This window comes from Nonomuraea sp. NPDC003754, assembly GCF_053605785.1.
Map to the genome: position 1 here is coordinate 174,089 of NZ_JBSGJX010000002.1, position 22,154 is coordinate 196,242.

Annotated in this window: 19 protein-coding genes; 7 read left to right on the plus strand and 12 right to left on the minus strand. The window is 71.7% G+C overall.

All coding sequences use genetic code 11. The features are described 5' to 3' along the window. Positions 1–2 precede the first annotated feature (2 nt). From ACWEVS_RS03370 to ACWEVS_RS03405, 8 genes are all read right to left on the minus strand, one after another. Positions 3–2,261 carry a type IV secretion system protein gene (locus ACWEVS_RS03370; RefSeq protein ID WP_452549699.1) on the minus strand — a complete coding sequence of 753 codons (2,259 nt, stop codon included), beginning with the start codon at positions 2,259–2,261 and terminating at the stop codon, positions 3–5. Continuing rightward, on the minus strand, positions 2,258–4,732 hold the full coding sequence (locus ACWEVS_RS03375; protein WP_354905767.1) for an ATP-binding protein: 2,475 nt from the start codon (positions 4,730–4,732) through the stop codon (positions 2,258–2,260). The genes ACWEVS_RS03370 and ACWEVS_RS03375 overlap by 4 nt, the downstream gene beginning before the upstream one ends. A gap of 132 nt (positions 4,733–4,864) precedes the next feature. Then, entirely contained in the window at positions 4,865–7,900 is a 3,036-nt protein-coding gene (locus ACWEVS_RS03380; RefSeq protein WP_452549701.1) for a TcpE family conjugal transfer membrane protein, read from the minus strand. Between the two features lie 101 nt (positions 7,901–8,001). Then, the gene (locus ACWEVS_RS03385; protein ID WP_354905764.1) at positions 8,002–8,280 is read right to left on the minus strand and encodes a hypothetical protein; all 279 of its coding nucleotides are present in this window, start codon (positions 8,278–8,280) and stop codon (positions 8,002–8,004) included. Between the two features lie 45 nt (positions 8,281–8,325). After that, positions 8,326–8,994, minus strand: coding sequence for a conjugal transfer protein (locus tag ACWEVS_RS03390; protein WP_449917863.1), 669 nt, complete (start codon positions 8,992–8,994; stop codon positions 8,326–8,328). Positions 8,995–9,662: 668 nt separating this feature from the next. Beyond that, complete coding sequence (locus ACWEVS_RS03395; protein WP_452549703.1) at positions 9,663–9,977, minus strand: hypothetical protein; 315 nt, start codon at positions 9,975–9,977, stop codon at positions 9,663–9,665. A gap of 152 nt (positions 9,978–10,129) precedes the next feature. Further along, positions 10,130–11,206: a redox-regulated ATPase YchF gene (gene ychF, locus ACWEVS_RS03400; protein WP_449917866.1), complete on the minus strand. Its 1,077-nt coding sequence runs from the start codon at positions 11,204–11,206 to the stop codon at positions 10,130–10,132. Positions 11,207–11,217: 11 nt separating this feature from the next. Beyond that, positions 11,218–11,940, minus strand: coding sequence for a hypothetical protein (locus ACWEVS_RS03405; RefSeq protein WP_449917868.1), 723 nt, complete (start codon positions 11,938–11,940; stop codon positions 11,218–11,220). 97 nt (positions 11,941–12,037) lie between these two features. Here ACWEVS_RS03405 and ACWEVS_RS03410 point away from each other — a divergent pair, with 97 nt between their 5' ends. Continuing rightward, positions 12,038–13,294: a DNA recombination protein RmuC gene (locus ACWEVS_RS03410; RefSeq protein ID WP_452549705.1), complete on the plus strand. Its 1,257-nt coding sequence runs from the start codon at positions 12,038–12,040 to the stop codon at positions 13,292–13,294. A 40-nt stretch (positions 13,295–13,334) separates the two neighbouring features. Continuing rightward, positions 13,335–13,859 (plus strand): DUF6542 domain-containing protein, encoded by a 525-nt coding sequence (locus ACWEVS_RS03415; RefSeq protein ID WP_449917870.1) that lies wholly within the window; start codon positions 13,335–13,337, stop codon positions 13,857–13,859. 103 nt (positions 13,860–13,962) lie between these two features. On the opposite strand, the gene ACWEVS_RS03420 is transcribed toward ACWEVS_RS03415, so the two are convergent. Next, positions 13,963–14,922, minus strand: coding sequence for a 4-hydroxy-3-methylbut-2-enyl diphosphate reductase (locus tag ACWEVS_RS03420; protein ID WP_452549707.1), 960 nt, complete (start codon positions 14,920–14,922; stop codon positions 13,963–13,965). A gap of 102 nt (positions 14,923–15,024) precedes the next feature. Here ACWEVS_RS03420 and ACWEVS_RS03425 point away from each other — a divergent pair, with 102 nt between their 5' ends. Genes ACWEVS_RS03425 through ACWEVS_RS03435 form a run of 3 tightly spaced genes read left to right on the plus strand, consistent with a single transcriptional unit; the run spans position 15,025 to position 17,650 of the window. Beyond that, the gene (locus ACWEVS_RS03425; RefSeq protein WP_452549709.1) at positions 15,025–15,984 is read left to right on the plus strand and encodes a hypothetical protein; all 960 of its coding nucleotides are present in this window, start codon (positions 15,025–15,027) and stop codon (positions 15,982–15,984) included. A 28-nt stretch (positions 15,985–16,012) separates the two neighbouring features. Continuing rightward, positions 16,013–17,407, plus strand: coding sequence for an exodeoxyribonuclease VII large subunit (xseA, locus tag ACWEVS_RS03430; RefSeq protein ID WP_452549711.1), 1,395 nt, complete (start codon positions 16,013–16,015; stop codon positions 17,405–17,407). Between the two features lie 9 nt (positions 17,408–17,416). Continuing rightward, the gene (locus tag ACWEVS_RS03435; protein WP_354905750.1) at positions 17,417–17,650 is read left to right on the plus strand and encodes an exodeoxyribonuclease VII small subunit; all 234 of its coding nucleotides are present in this window, start codon (positions 17,417–17,419) and stop codon (positions 17,648–17,650) included. A gap of 356 nt (positions 17,651–18,006) precedes the next feature. Here ACWEVS_RS03435 and ACWEVS_RS03440 read toward each other — a convergent pair whose 3' ends face one another. Then, positions 18,007–18,417: a nitroreductase family deazaflavin-dependent oxidoreductase gene (locus tag ACWEVS_RS03440; RefSeq protein ID WP_354905749.1), complete on the minus strand. Its 411-nt coding sequence runs from the start codon at positions 18,415–18,417 to the stop codon at positions 18,007–18,009. Between the two features lie 83 nt (positions 18,418–18,500). Between ACWEVS_RS03440 and ACWEVS_RS03445 the strand changes: the two genes are divergently transcribed. Beyond that, complete coding sequence (locus tag ACWEVS_RS03445; protein ID WP_452549713.1) at positions 18,501–19,088, plus strand: TetR/AcrR family transcriptional regulator; 588 nt, start codon at positions 18,501–18,503, stop codon at positions 19,086–19,088. A 567-nt stretch (positions 19,089–19,655) separates the two neighbouring features. Here ACWEVS_RS03445 and ACWEVS_RS03450 read toward each other — a convergent pair. Together ACWEVS_RS03450 and ACWEVS_RS03455 are read right to left on the minus strand one after the other, a co-directional pair. Further along, positions 19,656–20,210: a DUF4245 domain-containing protein gene (locus ACWEVS_RS03450; RefSeq protein ID WP_452549715.1), complete on the minus strand. Its 555-nt coding sequence runs from the start codon at positions 20,208–20,210 to the stop codon at positions 19,656–19,658. 11 nt (positions 20,211–20,221) lie between these two features. Next, positions 20,222–20,833, minus strand: a complete 612-nt coding sequence (locus tag ACWEVS_RS03455; RefSeq protein WP_452549717.1) for a TetR/AcrR family transcriptional regulator — start codon at positions 20,831–20,833, stop codon at positions 20,222–20,224. An 82-nt stretch (positions 20,834–20,915) separates the two neighbouring features. Here ACWEVS_RS03455 and glpX point away from each other — a divergent pair, with 82 nt between their 5' ends. Then, positions 20,916–21,947 carry a class II fructose-bisphosphatase gene (glpX, locus tag ACWEVS_RS03460; protein WP_354905744.1) on the plus strand — a complete coding sequence of 344 codons (1,032 nt, stop codon included), beginning with the start codon at positions 20,916–20,918 and terminating at the stop codon, positions 21,945–21,947. Positions 21,948–22,154: the final 207 nt, after the last annotated feature.

Sequence of the window (22,154 nt, forward strand, 5' to 3'; positions counted from 1 at the left end):
CGTCAATCCTTGTCGGAGCTGTTGGGTCGCAGCCAGAACGGCACGGGCGGCTCGTCGCTCCTGCCCTCGCTCTTACGGCTGGGCAGCCACAGCGGCGGCGGCTCAGCCGAACGGGCCTGCGGGGCCTCGGCCGGACGACCGCCACCGGACGAGCCGATCGGGCCGCGCCCGGCCGGCGAGCCCGACGACCCGCGCGACGAGGACGAGCCGCGCGAGCCCGACGAGCCACGCGAAGAGGACGAGCCCGAGCCGCCGCCGAACAGCCCACCGGACGAGCGGACGCCGCGGCCCGAGCGTGAGCCGCCTGCCGTACCGCTGGAGCCGCCCGTGGCGGCCCAGCCGCCGCCCGACCTGCTGCCGAACCAGCCCGATCCGCGGGAGCCGCCGGTCCTGGACCCGCCGGAGGTCGCCGCGCCGGATCCGGCGCCGGATCCGGTGCCGGATCCGGCGCCGGCGGACAGGGCGGACGAGACGCCGCCGGTGCCTGTGCGGGTGGGCGGGGTGGCGCGGCCGCCCGAGCCGAGGTTGAGCGGGGGTGCCGCGCCGGTGCGCTGCGCGGCGGCGGGCCTGGCGCCCGCCTTGCCTTCGGCGTCGGTGGCCAGCGGCGCCGGCACCCTGGTGCCGGCCTGCGCGTTGGCCGCCGCGCCCTCCTCGCCCCTGACCCTGCCCTGGGCGACGGCCGCGCCCACGGCCGTGGCCCCCGCGGTACTGCCCGCGGCGGCCGCCTGGATCAACGGTTCGGCCTTGCGCAGGCCCCAGCGTCCGGCCTTGGTGATGGCGACGGGCGGCAGCACGTTGGCGGCGCGCTCCAGGGTCGGCGCGGAGGCGGCCTCGCCGAGCATCCTGGTGGTGAGCGTGTGGCCGCTCATCGAGGCGAACAGGTGCTGGAACGGTCGCCGGTAGAAGAACACCGCGATCGTCAGCAGCGCCATGAACAGGATCTGGATGCCCCACGGCAGCGCCGTGGCCATGATCAGCGCGTAGCCGTACACCAGCACCCCGAGCACCAGCGCCAGCACGGCCTGTCTGAGCAGCATGCCGATCAGCATCTCGACCCAGCGCATCGCGATGATCCGGCCGCTGCCCGGATGGACGCCGATGAGCAGGAAGACCGGCCCCAGGATCAGCAACAGCAGGAAGCCGACCTTGAGCACCAGCAGCGAGACGGCCACCAGGAAGATCAGGAGCCCGGCGATGAGCGCGGCCAGCAGCGCGCCGATGGCGATGCCGAGCCTGCCGCTCCAGTCCTTGCCCTGGAACAGGAAGTAGATGGGCGTGGTGCGCAGCGGTTCGGCGATCTCGTTGTAGGCCGCCTGGTGGGCGGTGCTGCTGGGCGGCTGGCCCGCCTGTTCCTGTTTGTCGATCGCCTGGATGTCGAGGAGCTTGGCGCCGAAGTCGCGGATGACGGGCGCGTTCGGGTCGGAGGTGCCGAACTGGCCGACCAGCCACGGCCTGCACACCAGCGTGGACCACAGCGCGTCGGCGTTCTGGTCGACGCTCGGCACGCCGGTCCTGGCGTAGCCGCCCTCGACCGGCTTGTCGCCCTGCGCGCCCTTGGCCGGCAGGCACGAGGTCCCGCCCGCGCCCGGCAGCCCGGAGAAGGCCTGGTTGACCACCTCGGTGGTCTTGTCCGTGACGATCTTGCCGAGCCCGGTGAAGTCGCCGGGACGGCTGAAGAACCACACGGCCGCGGTGACCGCGATGACCATCCAGACGACGGCCTCGGTGGTGACCGACGCCCTGCGCCTGAACAGTCCGTACCAGGCCAGCCAGATGGCGGCCAGGATGATGATCGGCTGCAGGAAGGGCCAGTACATCGCGGCGGCGAGGTTCTCCACGATGTCGTCGACCACGTCCTTGATCGACTGCAGCGGGCCCTCAGTGGCCGCGGCCTGGTAGGTGGTGATCGTCAACCGGTCCACGGCCTTGGCCCAGTCGAAGATCATGTTCGCCCACGTGTTGCCGAGCACGGCCGCGACGTCGCTGCAGCCGAGCCCGTCGGTGTGCCAGAACAGGCCGGCCATGCCGTAACGGGCGTAGTTGGTCGTCGCCTGCGGCGCCGCCGCCGTACCCTCCGGCGGCGGCGGTTGCAGCAGGCCGTCGACACCGCTGTCGACGAGCTGCGGGGCGAGGTCGGGTGAAAGGTCACAGAACGGAGCGGCGGCGGCCGCCGTGCCCGAGGGCAGGGCGATGGGCAGCGCGACGATGCCGATGAGCAGCACCAGCGCCAACGTCAGCCGCCGACCTAGTCGGCCCTTCATGAACGTACCTCCTGGGCTCCGGTCACTCCCCCGCGAATCTGATCATGCACGTTCTCCCCGGGTTTGTCGTGCGTCGGGTTCGTGTCGAGCCACCTGAGCAGCTCGTCGGAGATCAGGTCTACGCCGATGCGGCCCGCTCTGCCATCGAGGTCACGGAAAATGCATTCCCCGTTGCCCAGCGACCGCAGCACGGCCTTGTGCTCCTCCGAGGCCTCCACGCCGAGCAGCGCCATGACGTGGCCGACCTCCACCCGTTCGGTGGAGCGGAAGGCGAAGACCGACGAGAGACAGTTGGTCACCTGCTCGTTGAGCAGGTCGCCCGCGTTCTGCGAGACCAGGACGAGCGCGGTGTTGCGGGAGCGGCCCATCCGGCTGACCTCGGGCACCAGCTTGGCGCCCTCGGGCGTGGAGGTGATCGCCCACGCCTCGTCGAGGAAGATGGCCTTGGGCGCGCGCCGGTCGAGGCCGTTCATCAACCTGCGGGCGAACTGCGAGACCAGGTAGAGCAGCGCCACCGACAGGCGTTGCTCGTAGGAGTAGTCGTCGCGCGCCGTGGTGGCGTCAGGCAGGGTGAGGCCGCCGAGCGTGAAGACGGTCGTCCAGCCCTCGCTGTCGATCTGCTCCCCGCCGGAGGCGTCGAAGCACAGCCTCGCCAGGTGCATCTCCGACATCGAGCGCAGCACGGCGCCGAGGTTCTTCGACGCCGCGTCGCCGGCCTGCTCCAGGAAGTCGACCACCTTGCCCAGCGAGGGGTCGGGCGCGTTGGAGACGGCCGCCACCGCCTGGATCATCGCCGACTCTCGCTCCTCCGACATGCGCGGCAGCAGCAGCCGCAGCGTCTCCGTGGCCATGGTCTTCTTGGCCGCGATGTCGTCGCCGAACGAGAACGGGTCGAGCAGGCCGGGCGCGGCCGACCCCAGCGGGATGATGCGGGCCTTGCGCTCGCGCTTCTGCAGCAGCCGTACCAGCGACTCGGCGTCGCCCTTGGGGTCGATCACCGCGACGGTGACCCCGCGCAGCGCCATCTGGTAGATCATCAGCAGCGCCAGTGTCGTCTTGCCGCCGCCGGGCTCGCCGGTGATCGCGATGGCCGTCGGCCGGTTGCGGGCGGCGGCCACCAGCGGGTCGAAGTGGACGATGCTGCGGGCGCGGCCCACCGTCTCGCCGATGTACGGGCCGTGCCAGCCGGCCTCGGTCTCGATCCGGTCGCCCAGGTCGACGGTCGCGGTCGCCATGCCACCGGCGATCGTGCGCAGCGGCTGGCGCTGGGCGTAGGCGTTGACCGTCACCTTCTCCCCCGGCAGCGCCTCGCAGAACAGCGAGAACTGGTCGCCCGTGGAGTTGACGATGTCGATGCCCATGTCGCGGTAGTGCTCGACGACCGCCTCGACACGCTGCAGGCAGATCTCCTCGGTCGGGGCGCTCACGATCAGCCGGTGCCAGCCGTAGACGAAGGGCAGGCGTTCCTTCGTGATGCCGTGCTCCAGCATGCGGGCCGCGTCGATCTGCTCGGCCAGCGCGATCGGCGCCTCCGCGCCGGCCTCACGGATGTGGATGTCCATGTCGCGGGCGTGGGCGAGCTTGCGGGCGACGTCCTTGGACGCCTTGACCGGCGGGATCAGCCGCATCCGGCTGGAGATCTCCACGGGGAAGGGCAGCTGGTCGGCGAAGTGCATCCACGGCTCGCCGTCCGGGAAGGGCATCAGGTCGGGGAAGCGGGCGAACGACAGGTGCGCCACGTAGGAGTCGCCCTGCGGCTGCGCGATGCGCAGGAACGACCTGCCGTTGTGGATCTGCCCCTCGACCAGCGACTCGATCTCGCCTCTGCCCCAGCGCCGCTTCGGGCTCGCGCTGGCCGGCGGGTCGCCGAGCGAGGCGGTCGCCGCGTGCCTGAACAGCCACGCCACCTCGCCCGAGGTCGCGTGGCGGGCGTAGAGGGCGCTGGAGGCCAACGCCCGGCCGAGCCGTTCGGCCTGCTCGGTCCAGCGGGCTAGCTCGCCGTCGGGCACGTGGTCGTCCTCGAGCCCGAGCGCCTTCTCGCTGCGCTGGTAGAACCCGAACAGCTGCGCCAGCACGCCCGCGCCGAGCTGGCGGCCGCGCGGGCCGAGCCGTACGCCGAGGTAGACCTCCTTCGACCAGAAGTCCTTCGCCCAGACGTGCCGGTACATCTCCTCCAGGTAGTCGCGCCAGCCGGGGCCCTCGTCGGAGGTGCCGTTCAGCGCCATCGCCCACTCGGCCGCGGGATAGGTGCGGTGCGCGACCCTGAGATGCACCTCGGCGTCCGGCATGCGGATCGCCGCCAGCGCGATCGTGATGTTGGTGGCCAGCGCCTCCCGCTCCTCCGGAGTGACGAACTCGTAGCTGACCGTCGGCAACCGGAAGTAGGCCCACGCGGAGCCCTCGGTGAGCAGGATGCGGTCGTCGAAGTATCGGACCGCCAGACGCTGGTGCGCCCGAGTCGCCCTGCTCATGCCGCCCCCTCCGCGCATGAGCCCCGCTGACCGGCAAGAAGCGTGCTCATCAGACCGCCATACCTCCGTCGTGCCGGTGTCCGGATGCGATGGCAGCCGACCTGGCACGCTCCTCGTTGGGTGCCCTGGGGGTCACTGGGCCAGTTCCTCCTCGCTGGAACGGGTGCTCTGTGCTGACGCGAAACCCGCGATCACGACCCCGGCGAGAGCGAGGTAGGCCCGCCGTCCCGCCTGTCGTAGCTGTTCTGGCTCCACCGGTTCGGTACGGCTCTGCGCCAGGTCGTCCTCCCACGGCACCCTGACGATGGCCCGGCACCTCCCGCGCGCCACCGCCTCGGCCTGCTCCACGTCCACCATGCTGCGGCGGCTCACCCCGTTGACCACCATGACCGCGCGCCTGCGCAGGTCGGCACAGCCGTGGCCGTCGAGCCACTCGAACGTCATCGCCACCGCCTCAGCCGCGTCCTCGCTGGCGGGGACGACGAGCACCAGCTGGTCGGCGTACGGCAGGACGCGGGCCGCCAGCGAGGGCGCCGGGTCCAGAACGGTCAGCTTGTAGTGGTGGTCGAACAGGTGCATCGCCTGGCCGAGCCGGTGGTCGGAGTAGAGCGTGCGGTCGGCGAGTCGCTGTTCGGCGCCGCTGTCGGTGTCGGCCGCCACGACCTCCAGGCCGCTGCCCGTGCGGGTGGTGAACGCGCGCATGCCGAGATAGCCGTTGACCTGGTCGAGCCCCGACAGCAGGCTGGTCAGCGTCTCGGGCGACTCGGCCTTGATGCGGCTGGTCAGCGTGCTGCCGCCGGTGCTGGCGTCGACCGCGAGCACCCGGTCGTCGCGGTACTGGGCCAAGGTGTGGCCGAGCATCAGCGCGGTCGTGCTCTGGCCCGCGCCGCCCGTGCAGCCGAGCACCACGATCCTCCTGCCGCCGCCGAACACCGCGCGCGTCCGCGCCTCGTCGATCTCCGACCCGTCCGTACGGCTGCCGCCACCGCCGACCACCACCTGGGCGAGCCTGCGCCACCCGCCGGAGGAGTCGCGGCCGACGACCGACTCGACCCTGCGCACGCGCGGCTCGTCACGCCGTCCGGGGACGGCCCCGCCCGGTGTGGTCGGCGCCTGGACGGCCCTGATGTTGAGCGGCGGGGCGCTCTGGGCGGCCGGTGTGGGCTGCGGGTTCGGGCGGCGTTCGGCGGGCGTCACGGGGGGCGTCACGGGGGACTTCATGGAGGGCTTCGTGGAGGGCTTCGTGGAGGGCTTCATGGGGGGCGGCGACTGGGCCTGCCGGCCGGACTGGGCAGGAGGCTGGGGCGGGCGCGTGCCAGGGACGATCGAGGGGATGGTCGGCCTGACCTGGCCCTGGAACACGACGGCGGTGGTCAGCGGGGGCTGGCCCTTGCGGTGCTGGTCTCTGGCCTGGTCCTCGACCTGCTCGCCGGCGCCGTGCTTGGCGGTGCCCTGCTCGGCGACGCCCTGCTTGGCAGTGGTCTGCTCGTCGGCGCCCTGCCTGTCGGCGCCGCGCTCGCCGGCGCTCTGCTTGTCGGCGCTCTGCTTGTCGGCGCTCTGCTTGTCGGCACTCTGCTTGCCGGCGCCCTGCTTGCCGGTGCCCTGCTTGCCGGTGCCCTGCTTGCCGGTGCCCTGCTTGCCGGTGCCCTGCTTGTCCGCGCTGTGGCGGCCGGTGCCCTGCTCGGCGGGGTCGGACTTGTCGGCGGTGGTCTCCTGGGCGGGCGGAAGCTCGGGCAACGCGGCCTCGACGACGGGGACGCCCTCGGCCTGGTTCTCCTCGGCCGGGCTCTCCTCGCCCCTGGCGGCCGCCGTCACGGGCGCGGCCGCATCCGGGGTCACCTCGAGCTCCGGCCGGGCGGCCTGGGGCCGGGGCGCCTTGGACTCGTGGCGAGCGGTCCCGGCACGGGTGACCGAGGTCTGGGTGGGGGCGGGCTCGGGGCGGGACGGCTGGTCGGGGGCGTCCGCCGTGGCCGCCAGCCGACGCAGCCGGCGCAGCGCCTCGGCGCCGATGGGCTTGGCGGGCGCGGCGGGCGTCTGGGCGGGCGCCTCGGCGGGACCGGGCTCGATCCTGGACCCCCACCGGACCGGCGACACCCCGGCCTGCGCCTCGGACCCGTCACCGGCACGACCACCACCGGCCTGGGCCGCGGACCCGTCACCGGCACGACCTTCGACGTTCGTCTCGAACCCGTCACCGGCACGACTCTCAGCATGTGTCCCGGGTCCAACACCGGCATGACCCCCGGCCCGCGGCTCGAACCCGTCACCGGCACGACCGCCAACGGCCCGGACCGCGAACCCGTCACCGGCATGACCCTCGGTGTGCTTCCCGGGTCCGTGGGTGGCGTCGACGTGCGCGTCGTCGTCCTGGGCGACGGGCGCTCCGGTCTCCGACACCTCACCGATGTGCGGGAGCGCGGCGCCCTCGACGGCCAGGCCGTCGTCCGGCGTCGCCACACCGGCCGCCGGAGCCGCCACCGCGATCTCGTCGGCCACCCGGGCCGGTTCCGCGTGCCGTACCGGGGTGTCGGGCGGGAACGGCGACTCGACGTCGGCGGAGGGCAGGGCGGGGGCGACGCCCTGGCGGCGGCCCGTGGCGCCGCCCCAGGCGGGCCGGGCCGCGGCGGGCGGGGCGACAGACGCGTGGGTGGCCGCGGCGGGCGGGGCGACGGGAGCGTGGGTGGCCGCGGCGGCGGCCGCCGCGACGGCGGGCCGTACCTGGCGGGCCTTGACCGCGGCGGGGACGGCGCGGCGCTTGTGCGCGCCGGCCTTCGCCTTGGCCTTGACGCGGACGGGAGCGGGGGCGGCGCGCCAGACCCTGCCGGAGAAGGTGACGCTCTCGGGCTCGGCGGTGGGGATGAGGCGGCACCACGAGCGCGGCTCGCCCATGTAGCGCAGCTGGGACTGCAGGAGTTCGGTGAGCCGCTTGCTCTCGATGACGGGGCGGGTGGACAGCCACGTCACGATGCCCGGCGGCACGAGGTAGAGCACGTGCCACGGCGCCTCGAAGCCGATGCCGACCAGCCAGAGCAGCAGGGACCACGGGGCGAGCACGCCGGCGAACACGCCGATCCAGACGATGGGGAGCGGCATGGGCAGCCGAAGGTCGTACAGCTTGTAGAGCCGCTTCTCGATGCGCCAGATGTTCGTGTAGGTAGGCAGGTCCACGCGGTCCTCCTCTCCGCCCTCGCTGGCAGCCGCCGCTGCCCTTCGTTCCATGACCGCGCGGGCGCGGTCTCAACCCTGCCGATATCGCCAGGGAGCGGTGCTCACTTGATGCCGAGAGCCCCCGCGATCGCCTTGGCCGTGACTTCGATGATGTTGGGAACGTAGAAGATCACGCCGATCGCCACGGCCAGAATCAGGAACTGTACGAATCTCGTGATCTCGCGGGTGAAGAGGAAGAACAGCGCGACGATCGAGACGACGACGAGGAAGAGCGGGGCGAAGAAGCCGCGCAGCATGTTGGCGAGCCCGGCGGTGTCGGGACCGGTCGGGGCGGGTGACGGCGTCGCCAGTTCGATCAGGTGCAGGATGATGGTTTTCACTCTTGGTCCTCCCGGGGGGTATCGATCAGCGGCGTGGCCGTGCGTCTATCCAACGGCCCGACCGGCGCCGCGGATGTCTTCGACGTACCACTTGTCGCCCTGCTTCTCGACCGTGAGGCGGTAGGCCTGCTCGAGGCGGCCGCCGGACACACCGGCCTCGGCCGCGCCCGGCGTGGCCGAGGGGGTGGCGCCGGTCGGCACGCCCCACACCACGACCGCCTGGATCTCTCGGGTGGCACCCCCCACAGGCACCACGACACTCTTGAGCTCGACGAAGGAGAGGGCCCCTCCGAAACTCGGCAGGCCCTTGCCCGCGACCAGGTAGCGGGACAGGTCGGAGCTGCCGTCGGCGTACGCCTTGAAGAAGCCCTGCAGCTGCGGTCGCAGCTCGGCCTCCGCCGCCTCGTCACCCTCCGGCTGGGCCACCTGGGGCAGCTCCGCGGCCCCGGGAGCGGGCAGCAGCGCGGGACGGCCCGAGACCACGAACCGGCCGCCCGAGTGGTAGACGGGCACCGACAGCAGGAAGCGGCGGGCGCCCGACTGGAAGGTCAGCGTGACGACCGCGTTGTCGGCGTCGACGGTCTCCACCCCGAAGGGCTGCAGGTTGGCGGCGAACATGCGGCCGTAGCCGTCCCAGCCCCACTGCGGGTCGTCGGTGCTCGGCAGGTACGGCGCGAGCTGCCTGCTGCGCTGGTCGAGCTCCTCGGACTTCATATTCAGATAGATGCTGGCGAACTGGGTGGCGAACGCCGAGGCGCGCTCGGCGGGAAATGCCCGGCCCGTCGGCGAGGGGACATTCGCCGCTGGAGTGCTCGGCTGAGTGAATCGCTCAAATGGTGCACGAACCCCGTTGACCACAATAACCACAATAAGCGCCCAGAGAATGGCGCGGCCGGTCCAGACGAGCCAGCGTCCGCCGCCACCTGACCAGCCGCCGCGCTTGCCCGCCCGTCTGCCGCCCGCGGGGGGTTGGTCGAAGTCCGGGTATGCCGAAAGCTCGGGGTCGCCAGCGATCCGAGGACCGTGGACAGTTGACCTACGAGCCATCACGCCTCCGCTCGCGCCGATCCCCCCGGCTGGCGCGATGTCGCATCATCCGTGGCGAAGCAGTCACCCTATCGAGTCCCGCCAATTGTTCCAGGAAAGCCACGCCTATGCTGCAGGCATCGCCGCGTGTGGGCAAACCGAGTGGGCATGACAGGACGGAGTGCCGGTTCCTGTCCCATTCCTGTGGAATTGGCGTGTGACCAGGCCAGACAGGTGGCCTGCATTACCGGACGGCCAGGGATTGCTGTCCAAAGGGCATAGGCACTGTCTCGAACCACACATTTGGTATATGCGGCTGCCCGTTCGGGGACAGGAGCGCTGGTCAGCGGGGGTGATCAGGCCGTCTCGGGGCCGTCGACCGGACGCAGGTGGCGGCGAGTTCGCAGATCGATCACTCTCGGCGCGTCGTTCTGCGGCTTGACCCTCTCGAGCCGGCCGCGCAGGTCGGCGAGCATGGCCTGGGCGTCGCGGTGGTGCATCCGGCGCACGACCTCCTCCCGCTCCTCCATCTTCCTGCGGAGGTAGGCCTCCCTGTTGACACGCAGGCCGTACATCAGCTCGACCCGGAGCAGGGCGAGCTCCTCCTCCAGGCTGATGCTCGCCAGCGAGGGCGTCGCGGGGCGCCGGTTCCCGAGTATGCGACGAATCATGATCTGTCCTCCCGAGTCAGCGTGATCGCCGTGACGATTCGACGCGCCAGGGTTGGAAGGGGTTGACGCCCCATACTGTCCCGGTTTCACCGAGGCCGTGGAACTCGTCCCCAGTTGGGGCTTCTCCCGGCCTCCGGTCGCACCGGGACGGATCACACGTTGAAGCGGAACTCCACCACGTCGCCGTCGCGCATCACGTAGTCCTTGCCCTCGATGCGCGCCTTGCCCGCCGACCTGGCGTTCGCGATGGACCCCGACGCGACCAGGTCCTCGAAGGAGACGACCTCGGCCTTGATGAACCCGCGCTGGAAGTCGGTGTGGATGACGCCGGCGGCCTCCGGAGCCGTGGCGCCCTTGCGGATCGTCCACGCCCGGGTCTCCTTGGGCCCCGCCGTGAGGTAGGTCTGCAGCCCCAGCGTCTCGAACCCGACCCTGGCCAGCTGCGACAGCCCCGACTCCTCCTGGCCCACCGACTGCAGCAGCTCCAGCGCCTCCTCCTCGGGCAGCTCCACGAGCTCCGACTCGATCTTGGCGTCGAGGAACACCGCCTCGGCGGGCGCCACCAGCTCCGACAGCTGCTGCCTGAGCGCGGTGTCGACGAGCTCGTCGGCGTCGAGGTTGAAGACGTAGAGGAACGGCTTGGCCGTCAGCAGGTGGAGGTCGCGCACCTCGGCGCGGTCGAGCCCGCTCTCGAAGATCGTCTTGCCGGTCTCCAGGACCTTCAGCGCGGCCTCGGCGGCCTCGAGCGCGGCCTTCTTGTCCTTGTTGGTGCGCGCCTCCTTCTGCAGGCGCGGGATGGCCTTCTCGACCGTCTGCAGGTCGGCCATGATGAGCTCGGTGTTGATCGTCTCGATGTCGCGCTTGGGCGAGATCTCGCCGTCGACGTGCGTCACGTCGGGGTCGGTGAAGACCCGGATGACCTGGCAGATGGCGTCGGTGTCGCGGATGTTGGCCAGGAACTGGTTGCCCCTGCCCTGCCCCTCGGACGCGCCCCGCACCAGGCCCGCGATGTCGACGAACTCCACCTTGGCCGGCAGGATCCTGGCGGAGCCGAAGATCTCGGCCAGGGTGGCCAGGCGGTCGTCGGGCACGCCCACGATGCCCACGTTCGGCTCGATCGTGGCGAACGGGTAGTTGGCCGCGAGCGCGTTGGCGCTCTTGGTCAGGGCGTTGAACAGGGTGGACTTGCCGACGTTTGGCAGGCCGACGATGCCGATGCTGAGGCTCACGTGGACGGAGTTTACCCGGCCATCAGACGCAGGCAGGTCACCGGCCGATACGCCCCGCGAGCCGTGACGTAACGATCCGAGCCCACCGGGCAGTCGCCACCCGACCTGCCGAAGGCGGTCACGCGGGCCCACGCCCGCCCCGACCCGCAGCCGACCTTGCGCACCTCCTCGTCGACGCAGGCGCCCTCGGCCAGCACCTTGCCGCCGGGGGCCAGGCACACCGCCTGGCCCTCCATCGCGAGCGCGTCGGCCGTACCGCGCGGGCAGTGGTCCATGCGCGCGACGACGGCCACCGCCCTGCCGTACCAGCCGGGGGTGGCGCAGGGCAGCTCGCGGCCCTCGCGGTCGAGGCAGTCACCGGCCCGCAGCAGTCCGCCGCCGGCGCCGCCCGCGCCCGGGTGGGGCTCCAGGAAGTACTGCAGGCATGCGATCCTGCCGCCGTCGACGCGGGCGATCTCGTCGGTGTCGAGGGGGCAGCGCCGCGGATCGGCCTCCATGGCCAGCACCTCGGCATGGCCGCCGTTGCAGGCGGTGAGGTCGAACCTGACCCCGGTCTTGCTCACGCAGGCGCCCGGTGTCCATACCAGCGTGCCCCGCGCCGGCGAGCCCGGCGGCGCGGGGCGCCCGGCGTCGCCGACGCGGCCGGCGATGACCGCTCCCGCCGCCGCGGCCACGAGCGCCGCCACGACGGCCGTGGCCGCGAGCGCGACCGTCATCTTCGAACCGGTAATCATATGGGTACTGTCGGTGACGATGGCGCGTCCGCACAAGCGGAATGCGGAAGGCGTGTCGAGCGCGCCGGAGCGGTCGCCCCCTGGAAAGATGCCGACAATGGACGTCGCATCGCTGCTCATCGGCCTGGCACTCGGACTGGCGGTCGGCTTCTTGCTGGCGAGGACCCGCGCCGCCGTACGGGTGGCGGAGGCGGACGCCCGCGCCAAGGCCGCCGCCGACAAGCTCGTCTACGTCGAGGAGCAGCTGAGCGAGCGGTTCCAGGCGCTGTCGACGCGCGCGCTCGACGTCAACAACATCCGCTTCCTCGAACTGGCCGAGACCCGCCTGGCCGCCAGCCGCGCCGAGGCGGCCGGCGACCTCGACCAGCGCAGGCAGGCGGTCGAGCACCTGGTCGAGCCGCTCAAGGACCTCCTGGGGCGGGTGGAGACGCAGCTGCGCGACACCGAGTCCGGCCAGCGCGCCGCCCGCGCCGAGCTGACCCAGCAGATGGAGTTCGTCCGGCAGAGCAACGAACAGCTGCGCTCCCAGACCACCGCCCTGGTCCGGGCGCTGCAGCGGCCCGAGGCCAGGGGCAGGTGGGGCGAGCTGCAGCTGCGCAGGGTGGCCGAGATCGCGGGGATGCAGCGCTTCTGCGACTTCGACGAGCAGGTCGTCGAGGGCGCCCACCGCCCCGACATGGTCGTACGGCTGGCGGGCGGCAAGAACATCATCGTCGACTCCAAGGTCTCGCTCGCCGCCTACCTGGAGGCGGCCGAGGCGGGCGACGAGTCACTGGCCGGTGTCCGCCTCGACGCCCACGCCCGGCACGTCCGCGAGCACATCGACCGCCTGGCCGCCAAGTCCTACTGGCAGTCGTTCAACCCCTCGCCCGAGTTCGTGGTGCTGTTCATCCCCGGCGAGGCGTTCCTGGCCCCCGCCCTCGAACGCGACCCAGGGCTGCTGGAGTACGCGATGGCCAAGCGCGTCCACATCGCCACCCCGACCACGCTGATCACCATGCTCCGCACCGCCCACTACGCCTGGCAGCAGGCGGCGCTCAGCGAGAACGCCCGCGCCGTCTTCGAGCTCGGCAAGGAGCTGTACGAGCGGCTGTCGTCGCTCGGCCGCAACGTCGAGTCGCTCGGCAAGGCGCTCAGCAGGGCCGTCGAGAGCTACAACAAGACGGTCGGCTCGCTGGAGACCAGGGTTCTGGTCACCGCTCGCAAACTGCACGATCTGGGCGTCGTGGACGGCGAGCTCGGCTCCCCCGACATGCTGGAAGGCCTCCCGCGGCCGCTGGCCTCCCCCGAACTGCTGGAAACCTCGTCTCTGATCCCGCACGCGAACGGTAAGTTGGCTGGCGACCTGTCCTGAAGCACGATGATGGTAGGTCGCCGGTAAAGGGGGCGGGCTCATGAGTGACAAAGGCACGCGTTCGGCCGTCAGGCTGACCGCCCGCGGCGCCATCGCGCTCGTCCTCATCGGCACGCTGGCGGGATACGTCCTGGCCGCGCTGCTCGACCTGCCGATCGTGGTCGGGCTCACGTTCATCGGCTCGTGCCTGGTCAGCGTCATCCTGGTCAACCCGCGCGAGCTGCTGTCGCTGGTGGTCACGCCACCGATGGTGTTCTTCGGCGCCACCCTGATCGTCGAGCTGGGCCGGGCGCTCGGCAACGGCTCGCTGGTGCAGGCGCTCGCCCTGGGGCTGTTCACGTCGCTGTCGGCGGGCGCCCCATGGCTGTTCGCGGGGTCGGCGCTGGTGCTCGGGATCGCGCTGAAGCGGGGGCTGCCGGGCAACGTCAGGGAACTGCGGGAGGAGCTGCGGGCGGGCGTGGACGTGCCCCGTCCCCGGCAGCCCAAGGACCAGAGCTTCGTGCCGGAGCCAGAGGGCTACTTCGAGCCCCGCGTGTACGGCACGCCGCGCTCCCCCGAGGACTGACCGCCCCCGGCTCACGGCTGCCTCGCTCCTTCACCGAGCACGGGAAGGGCCCCGCGGACAACCGCGGGGCCCTTCCCGTTAACCGGTACCGGGCAGGCCGGGATCAGCCGGCCCGCAGGTCCTTGCGGAGCTCGTGCGGCAGGGCGAAGCGCATGCTCTCCTTCACCGACTCGACCTCGTCGACGTCGGCGAACCCGTGCACCGCCAGGTACGCCAGCACCCCGTCGACCAGCTCCTCGGGCACCGAGGCGCCGCTGGTCACACCGACCGTGCTGACCCCGTCGAGCCACGCGTCCTGGATGAAGGAGGCGTTGTCGACCAGGTACGACGCCGCGCCGGCCCCCTTGGCCACCTCGACCAGGCGCTTGGAGTTGGAGGAGTTGTCGGAGCCGACCACGATGACCAGCTGCGCCTGCGCCGCGATCTCCTTCACCGCGACCTGGCGGTTCTGGGTGGCGTAGCAGATGTCGTCGCTCGGCGGGTCGATCAGGGTCGGGAAGCGCTCCTTGAGCTTGGTGACCGTCTCGATCGTCTCGTCCACCGAGAGGGTCGTCTGGGAGAGCCACACCAGCTTGCTCGGGTCCTTCACCTGGATCCGGTCGACGGAGTCGAGGCCGTCGACGAGCTGGATGTGGTCGGGCGCCTCACCGGCGGTGCCCTCGACCTCTTCGTGGCCTTCGTGCCCGATGAGCAGGATGTCGTAGTCCTGGCCGGCGAACCGCTTGGCCTCGTTGTGGACCTTGGTGACGAGCGGGCAGGTGGCGTCGACGGTGCGCAGGCGCCGCTGCTCGGCCTCGGCGTGGACCATCGGGGAGACGCCGTGGGCGGAGAAGACCACGATCTCGCCCTCGGGGACCTCGGCCGTCTCCTCGACGAAGATCGCGCCACGTTCCTCGAGCGTCTTGACGACGTGGGTGTTGTGCACGATCTGCTTGCGGACGTAGACAGGGGCGCCGTACTGCTCGAGGGCCTTCTCGACCGCCTCGACCGCACGGTCCACACCGGCGCAGTAACCGCGCGGTTTGGCTACGAGTACACGTCGGGCGGGGGTCTTTGGCTCCATGTTCCTATGCTACGTGGAAGAGGCCACCCGGCCGCCCGTGTCACGCCGCGCGCGGGAGTTTGCCAGACTGGCCCACCACAACAGACCTCCCAGGGAGCCGGCATGTCTCTCAGTGACGTTGTCCGCAACATCGCTAAAACTGTCACCAATCGCGAAGAGCTCAAGGAGAAGGCCAAGGAGCTGCCGCTCTTCGTCATCCAGACCACGCTCAGCGCCGCGGGCCAGGCGCTGCTGCTCGCCGACCGCGTGAAGAACGCCGTCAAGGGGCTGGGGAGCAACAAGGAGGACGACGAGAGCGAGCGTTCTCCGGTGGCGGATCAGCCGGCGTCCGGCGTCGAGGACGAGGAGAAGCCGGCCCGCAGGGAGCCCGTCATCTTCGCCCCGCGCAAGGAGAAGGCGGCGGAACGGCCCGAGCCGGTCATCTTCACCCCCGCGAAGGAGGAGTCGGCGAACGGCACCGCCGTCAAGACCGCCGAGCCCACCGCAAAGCCCGCCGAGCCCGAGCCCGCTGCCAGGACCGCCGAGCCCGAGCCCGCAGGAAAGACAGCCGGGCCCCAGGCCGCTTCGGCGACGACCACCGAGCAGGCCGCCCCGGCCGTGGCCGAGCAGCCGGTTACCGAGCAGCCGGTTGCCGAGGAGCCGACCGCCCGGCAGCCGGTGGCCGAGCCTGTCGCGACGGCCGTCGCCGAGCCTGACACCGCCGAGCCCAAGGCCGCCAAGCCCGACACCGCCAAGTCCGAGGCCGCCAAGCCCGCCGCCGAGCCCGACACCGCCGAGCCCGAGGCCGCCGCGCCTGCCGTACAGCCGGTGAGCGTCGAGGAGGCCGACGGCGAGCTGGCGAAGGCCGCGGCCGCCACCACGGCCACCGCGGAGGCGAGCGTGCCGGTCGAGCCGCTGGCCGGGTACGCCGACCTCAGCGTCGCCTCGCTGCGGGCCAGGATGCGCGGCAAGTCCGTCACCCAGATCGAGGAGCTGCTCGCCTACGAGAAGGCCACCACCGCCCGCCCGGACGTCGTGCGCATGTACGAGAACCGCCTGACCAAGCTGCAGGCCGCCGAATAGTCGGTCGCGCCCCGTAGCCTTCGTTGTCATGAGCGCGAAAACCACACCGGAGCAGCCGCTGCCGGTCCGCACGGTCCTCCAGATGGTCGCGGGATGGATCGGCAAGCTCGGCACGGTGTGGGTGGAGGGTCAGATCACCGAGCTGACCGCGAGGGGCGGCACGGTGTTCATGACGCTGCGCGACCCCGTCGCCAACGTCTCGGCCAGGGTGACCTGCCCGCGAGGGGTCTATGAGGCCGCGATGCCCCGTCCAGCCGACGGGGCTCGGGTCGTGGTCAACGTCAAGCCCGACTTCTGGGTCAACCGCGGCTCGTTCGCCTTCACCGCGCTGGAGATCCGCCCGGTCGGCGTCGGCGAGCTGCTGGCCAGGCTCGAACGGCTGCGCCAGCTGCTGGCCGCCGAGGGGCTGTTCGGCGCCGAACGCAAGCGCCGCCTGCCGTTCCTGCCCGGCACCATCGGCCTGATCTGCGGTCGCGACTCGGCGGCCGAACGCGACGTGCTCGAGAACTCCCGGCGCAGGTGGCCCGCCGTGCGGTTCAAGGTGGAGCAGGTGGCGGTGCAGGGGCCGTACGCGGTCGGCGAGGTCACCGAGTCGCTGCGCAAGCTCGACGCCGACTCCGAGGTCGACGTCATCGTCATCGCCCGGGGCGGCGGATCGCTCGAGGACCTGCTCCCGTTCTCCGACGAGTCGCTGGTGCGCTCCGTGGCGGCCTGCCGAACTCCCGTCGTCAGCGCCATCGGCCACGAGCAGGACAGTCCGCTCCTCGACCTGGTCGCCGACGTCCGGGCGTCCACGCCCACCGACGCGGCCAAGAAGGTGGTGCCCGACGTCGGCGAGCAGCTCACGCTGATCAGGCAGCTGCGCGACCGCGGGCGGCGGGTGGTGGGCGGCTGGCTCGACCGGGAGATGTCCTGGCTGACGTCGGTGCGGTCCCGTCCGTCGCTCGCCGACCCGGTCAGGGAGCTCGAACGGCGGGCCGAACAGGTCGACGCGCTGCGCGAACGGGCCAGGCGCGTCATGGGCGGTTCGCTCGACCGGGCCACCGACGACCTCGCCCACCTGCGCGCCCGGCTGGTGTCGCTGTCCCCCGCGGCGACGCTGGAGCGGGGCTACGCGATCGTGCAACACCCGTCGGGCGACGTCGTACGGCTGGCGCGGGACGTCTCGCCCGGCGACCGGCTCACCATCCGCCTCACCGACGGCCGGGTCGCGGTCACCGCCGACCCGGCCGGCGACCTCCGGCCTGACGGACACGCCGACGCGGTCGGGGGCGATTCTGACGGGCACGCCGACGCGGCCGACGTGGTCGAAGGCGATTCTGTCAGGGACGCCGACGTGGCGGACGCGGTCGAAGGCGATTCTGTCAGGGACGCCGACGCGGCGGACGCGGTCGGGGGCGATTCTGTCGGGCGATCGGCCTAGGGTGGTGCGGTGGCAAACAACGAGACGCCGTCCTACGAGCAGGCCCGCGAGGAGCTGACCGAGGTAGTGCGCCGCCTGGAGACCGGCGGCCTCACCCTGGAGCAGTCGATCGAGCTGTGGGAGCGCGGCGAGAAGCTGGCGGCCATCTGCGAGGAGTGGCTGCAGGGCGCCCGGGTGAAGCTGGCCGCCGCCATGGCGCGCCGGGCCGAGCCCACCCCGCAGGACGACGACCGCCCCTTCTAGGCGCTGCCGTTCCCACGCGGCGACGGTGCGGGCGCGGGGGTCTGACGGCGCCTTGTCCTGGTGGGACATGGCGAGCGTGCAGGGGAAGGCGCCGGTGCCACGGGCGTGGACCGGGACGTGCACCCGGCGGGGGCGCTTGACCCGGACGTCCGACCGGCTGGAGCGCGTGGACCGGACGTGCGACCGACGGGAGCGCTTGACCCGGGACATGCGACCGGCGGGAGCGCTTGACCCGGACGTGCGACCGGCTGGAGCACCTGGACCGGGACATGCGACGGGGTGGAGCGCGTGGAGCCTGGAGGTGGCGCGCTCAGGATGCGCGCCTCAGGACGCACGGCGCACAGTGCGGCTGCGCCTCAGGATGCGCGGCGCAGCCCCACCACCGGGATGCGGCGCGTGGTCTTCGCCTCGTAGTCGGCGAAGGTGGGCGCGATGGCGACCATCTCCGCGTAGAGGCGGTCCCGCTCCGCACCCTCGATCAGCTCGGACGCGGCCTCGAAGGTCTCGGTGCCGAGCTCGACCGTGGCGTCCGGGTTGGCCAGCAGGTTGTGGTACCAGGCGGGGTGGTTGTCGGCGCCCGCGTTGGAGGCGATGATCACGATCCTGTCGCCGTCGCGCAGGTACATCACCGGTGTCGTGACGCGCTTGCCGCTCCTGGCGCCGGTCGTGGACAGCAGCACCAGGGAGGAGCCCTGGAAGTGACCGCCGACCTGGCCGCCGTTCGCGCGGAACTCCTCGATGATCTTCTGGTTGAACTCCGACGGCATGCTGCGCCTCCCATAAGCGGAAATCTCTCCGGATCCATAGGCTAATCGGAGACCTCTCCGGTTACAAGGACTATGATGCAGCGATGACTCGTGAACTGCCGATCGCCGGGCAGCCTCCCGCCGAACGCGCGGACGCAGCACGCAACCGGCAGAAGATCATCGAGGTGGCGGCCAGGATGCTCGCGTCGCACGGCGCGGAGCACCTGTCCCTGGATGAGGTGGCCCGCGAGGCGAACGTCGGCGTGGGCACCGTCTACCGCCGCTTCGGCGACCGCGCCGGGCTGATCTACGCGCTCATCGACGCCAAGGAGCGCGAGTTCCAGTCCGCGTTCATGACGGGCCCGCCGCCGATCGGGCCGGGCGCGCCACCCGCCGAGCGGGTCCGGGCCTTCCTGCACGCGCTGATCGACAGGAAGGTGTCGCAGCGGGAGCTGTTCATGATGCTGGAGGCGGGGCCGCCCAAGGGCAGGTTCAGCGGGCCGTACAAGCTCCACCACACGCACCTGGCGACGCTGCTCGCCCAGGTGCGTCCCGAGGCGGACGCGAGCTTCCTCGCCGACGCGTTGCTCGCCCCGATCAACGCCTGCCTGATCAGCCACCAGCAGTCCGAACGCGGGATGACCGCCGAGGCGATCAAAGCCGGCATGGACGACCTGCTACGCCTGCTGTGAGCCCCGCACGGCTCACGAACTGCTACGCCTGCTGTGAGCCCCGCACGGCTCACGAGGTCGGGGATCACGTCACGGGGCTGGGGTCTTCCGGGACAGTCCAGCCGCCGTCTCCAGCCGCCGTGGTTTGTGCCGTGACGGCGGGGACCGGAGTCCTGCTGGGCGGCGCGCCTTCGGCGGGCGGGACCCCGTGATGGCGGAGGGGCCAGACCGGCGTGCCGTACGGGCCGGGGCCGGACGGCGGACGGTGACCGGCACGGCCCGCACCCGACGACATCACCGGGGCTCCCCCGGACGGCCCGCACCCGACGCCAGCCCGCGACCAGCCGGCAGCCAAAGGGAGACCGCTCGAAACAGCAGCTGCTCGAACCAAGCAGCCACCTCAGAAGCCACCGCTGGAACAAGCAGCACCCTCGAGAAGCGGCCGTCCGAACACGCAGCCACCTCGAGGTAGCCCTCTCGAGAAGCGGGTGTCCGAACACGCAGCCACCTCGAGGCGGGCGACTCGAGGAGCGGGTGTCCGAACAAGCGGTCGCCTGGAGGCGGCCGCCCGAGCGGGACCCGGGGATGTCAGCTGGTGGGCTTGGGCTGGGGCTTCAGGGTGGCGGCGAGGGCGGTGAGGTCGGGCCAGTCGGCGGTGCCCGTCACCATCACCGTGGCGTCGGGCAGGAAGCGGACCAGCGTGCGCTGGTTCTTGTCCTCGCGGAAGCGCTTCTCCCAGTCGGCGCCCGCGATCTGGACGGTGCCGACGGGCTTGTCGGTGTTGGCGATACGGCTGGCGAACGCGGCGGCGGGCTTCTCCGCGCCCTGCACGATCATCACGTGGTGACGCTGGTCGCCGGCGTCGGGGGCGGTGGCGTAGCCGACCGACAGCACCTGCGTGCCGTCGGCGCCCTTGGCGATCCTGTTGCTGTTCGGGATCCAGTCGGCGGGATCCTTGGCGGGTGCCCACACCTGCTGCGGCACCGCCCTGTTGTAGTTGGCCACGGTGATCGCGTAGTCGAGACGGGGCACGTGCTGCCCCTGCCTGCCGGTGGGCGCGGACACCACGATGATCACGGCGAGCGCCAGGCACACCAGAAGGGCGAACGCGTAGCCGTAGAAACCTTGAGTGAACCGTCGCACGAATGGCGAGGTTACCCGCTGGTGGCGCCGCCCGCCGAAGCGACCGGTCGGATCTGGCCGATGATGGCCAGCACGTCGTCGGCGAGGCGGCGCGCGACGGCCTCGTCGTCGGACAGGACGACCTCGGAGACGGCGGCGGCGAGCGCGCCCGTGACGACCACGACCAGCGCTCCCTCGTCGTCGTCGAACAGGGCCGCGTTGCGCTTGGCCCAGGTGCGCAGCCTGTCGCGCATGACCACCTCGAACCCGGGAGGCCCGTCGCCGCGCAGGAACAGCGCGGCCAGTTCGCGCTCCTCCAGCGAGCCGGCCAGGTAGGCGTGGGCGGCGGCGAGGAACACCCGCATCGGATCGCTCTCGCCCGCCGCGCGCACGTCGCGCGCCGCCTGCTTGGTGCGCTGGGTCTGCCTGGCCTGGAACTCCTCGAACAGCGTGAGGTAGAGGTCGGCCTTGCCGGAGAAGTGGTGGTAGAGGCTGCCGACGCTGGCCTTCGCCTTGGCGACCACGTCGGTGACACCCGCCTCGGCGAAACCCTTGTCGACGAACACCTCGCGAGCCGCGTCGAGCAGGGCCGCGCGGGTGGCCGCTCCGCGTCCGGTCGCCAGGCGTTCCACATCGCTGCTCATGGCAGGCACATTATCCTCCGCTGACCGGGCATGGAGTGGCAACTACGATCGAGTCAGTTGTCCCACGAGGAGGCCCATCACCATGTCCGAGACGTCCGTTCCTCCTGCCCTTGCCACGGGCGAGCACGCACCCGACCGCAACTTGGCGCTGGAACTCGTCAGGGTCACCGAGGCGGCCGCGATGTCCGCGGCCCGATGGGTCGGCCGTGGCGACAAGAACGGCGCCGACGGAGCGGCCGTCAACGCGATGCGCCAGCTCATCAACACGGTGTCGATGAACGGCGTGGTGGTGATCGGCGAGGGCGAGAAGGACCACGCGCCGATGCTGTTCAACGGCGAGCAGGTCGGCGACGGCAGCGGCCCCGAGTGCGACGTGGCCGTCGACCCGATCGACGGCACCAGGCTGACGGCCCTCGGCATGCCCGACGCGATCTCGGTCATCGCGGTGAGCTCGCGTGGCTCGATGTACGACCCGTCGGCGGTGTTCTACATGGAGAAGCTGGTCACCGGGCCGGAGGCGGCCGACGTGGTCGACATCAACGCGCCCGTCGCCGACAACGTCAAGGCGGTGGCCAGGGCGAAGGGCTGCTCGGCCGCCGACGTCACCGTCGTCATCCTCGACCGGCCGCGCCACGAGCAGATCGTGAAGGAGATCAGGGAGACCGGGGCCCGGATCAAGTTCATCACCGACGGCGACGTGGCGGGCGCGATCATGGCCGCGCGCACCGGCACGGGCGTCGACCTCATGCTCGGCATCGGCGGTACGCCGGAGGGGGTCATCGCCGCGTGCGCCATCAAGTGCCTGGGCGGGGTCATCCAGGGCAGGCTCTGGCCGCAGGACGAGGCCGAGCGGCAGCGGGCCCTCGACGCCGGTCACGACCTCACGAGGGTGCTGACCACCAACGACCTGGTCACGTCCGACGACGTGTTCTTCGCGGCCACCGGCATCACCCAGGGCGAGCTCATGAGCGGCGTGCGGTTCCGCGGCGGGGTGGCCGTGACGAGTTCGCTGGTCATGCGCGGGCGCTCTGGAACGATCCGCAAGGTGGAGAGCGAGCACCAGCTCTGGAAGCTGCGCGCCTACAGCGCGATCAACTTCGACACCGCGGGCTGAGCCTTCCGCCCGGCGCCGGGCCTGCCCCGCGGGTCCGGCGCGGCGCGGGTCCGGTGCCGCGCCGTTCCAGCGCGGTGCGGGGTCCGGCGCGGCGGGGTCCGGCGCGGCGGGGTCCGGCGCGGTGCGGGGTGGGGTGCGGGGTCCGGCGCCGCGCGGGTGCGGGGCCAGGCGCGGTGCGGGGCCAGGCGCGGCGCCGGGCCAGGCGCC